Raw genomic sequence first — 2,291 nt, 5'->3', positions numbered from 1 at the left:
GGGGCCATCTGCTTCGCCTTCCTTTCAGATCACGGGCAACAGCGTGTGGAATATCCGCTATGCCTGGGGCGACACTCAGGCGCTTCCGGGCCAGCGGGAGCTTTTCGCCGCCGGAGTACCGACCTTCGAACAGCAGCTTCGCCTGCGGCTTCAGGGTGACGTCGCGCCCGGCGTGAGCATCTCTGCCGACCTCGACAACGTCAAGAGCGAAAACCTGCAGCTTCTCGGCGTGGACATCCGGTGGGGCCGTGCCCTGCTTCACCTGGGGGACCTCCATCTCCGCTCGGAAAGCCGCTACGCCGCGAGCCCCGCCGCCCTGAAAGGGCTGAGCGTCAACGCCCGCCTGGGCGTGTGGGAACTCGCAGCCCTGGTAGGCCGCTCCCGGGGAATCCCGGCGACGAAGACCTTCTACGGTCAAAGCAGCGAGGAGACCACCCGATTTGTCGCGGCGTTGCCGGGGGACCGACCTGCGCCGTATGCGCCCACCCGCAGCGATGGAGGCCTGGTCGCCGACGTGCGGGGCGTCGAAGGGTTCCGGCTCAGCAGGCCCTTCGACGCGGATTTCATGAAAGTCTGGCTGATCCCGGCTGACTACCCGGTTCACGCCGACTGCGAGGGCGCGACGCCTGACCCGACCCGCAGCCTCGCCGCCTTTCTCGAGGACTACGGCCTTGGCGCCCTGTATTACGACCCGGGTAAACCGGGCCCTGCGGGTGTGCTGCGTCCCCAGCTTTCGAACCCTACCTCCAGACCCGCCGGGAGCCCAACGGCTGACGATGCGGCTCGGGCGTATTTCACGCTTTCTGAGGGGCAGGTCGTCGGCCTGGCCACACCTGATGGCGCGGTGCCGGGCTATGTGCTGCTGCAAAACGAGACGCAGGATCTGCTCCGTGACCACATTGAGGTTCTCATTCGCCGTTACAACGAGCTGAACGGCCTGTCCGGCCCTGCCCGCCTGCCCTACCCCTTCGTGCGGGGTAGCTCTCTCGAAGAGGCGTTTCTCAAACTGCTCCGCCGGTATTACGCCATCTGGGCTGGCTCCGGGCGCTACCCCGGGGCGGCTGACGGCTGGACACCTGCCTCTGACGCCCCCATCGGCTTCGCCCTGGTCGGGACGTGCGGGGCTTTCCGCGAACAACTGGGCGCGCGTCAGGCAAACCCAACCACTCCCGCCCCCTGGCCTGACCTTCCTTCCGCGTTCTACCTGCTTGGCCACGACCAGGTCCAGGCCGGGTCGCTGACGGTTCAACTTGAACGGCCGGAAGGCCGCTTCGAGCCCGCGGACGCTCGCGGCCTCCAGTGGACGGCCTTTCCGGACGAAGGCGTTCTGCAGGTCGCTTTTCCAGGCGCCATTGATCCGCTCTTCGGTGAGGGGGGCGAGTTCAGATCGCTTCAGGTTCGGTACCTCTACAGCGTATCGGGCGGCATCTATGCCCTGGGTGTCTCGGTCGCCGCCGGGAGCGAGCAGGTGTACCTCAATGGTACGCTGCTCGGCCGGGACGTCGACTACACCATCGACTACGAGAGCGGGGTGCTGGTGCTCCTTCGGGACGTGGCGCCGTCGGACCGCCTGGCGGTGAACTTTGAATACTTCCGCGGCGGCCTCGGGGTGAGCGCCGAGTACAGCCGCAACATGTTTGGCCTCCAGGCGCGGTGGCCCTCCGGGGGAGCGGGTGCTCCGTGGCGGCTCAGCGGCGAACTCTTCGTGGAGGCGGACGACCCCCGCCCGCTGGTGGAGCCCGACCGGGCCCGGACCATGCCGAACACCCATGCCGTCGCAGCGGTTTCGGGCGGTTACCGGGCGGGGGAGGGGCCAAAGACAGAGCCGGGGTTGTGGGCCCGCTTTGACGCAGCCTGGTCGCACGACGTGTTCCCGTTCGACGACAACGACCGCCCGCACCAGCTCAACGAGGCGCACGCGCTGGCAGGGGGCCGGGCCGGCGAACCGGGAGTCGCGGCCGACCCGGCGGCCGGGAGCATTCTCCTCGTCGGACACCGCGCCGGGCTTACGGTCGGTCAGGTTGGGGCGGACGGCAGCCCCTTGGCGGACGCCTGGAGGCTGTATACCCCATCGCACGGCCTCAGCGGCCTCACCGTCTACAGCGTGGCACCGGTGGTGCCGGACACGGTTTCAGACGGGAGCTGGCCGAGCCTGGCGACGTCTGCGGGGGGTTCACCCCTTGTCAGCGTGCCCCCGAACGCCTGGCTTTTGGGGACGGAGGCAGGGCTCACGGTGGTCTTCAACCGTCAAGAGCTGAACGCCGGTGGCGCCGCATCGCCGTTTGACGTGG

General features: G+C 68.2%; 1 protein-coding gene. It reads left to right on the top strand.

Annotated elements, in window-relative coordinates; genetic code table 11:
- Window positions 1-2,291 (top strand): hypothetical protein (locus AB1609_21680; GenBank protein MEW6049047.1); only part of this gene is annotated, 2,291 nt, incomplete at both ends.

Source organism: Bacillota bacterium (genome assembly GCA_040754675.1).
Lineage (GTDB): Bacteria > Bacillota > Limnochordia > Limnochordales > Geochordaceae > Geochorda.
Note: the sequence above shows the minus strand (reverse complement) of the source record. Positions and strands in the feature narration are given on the sequence as shown.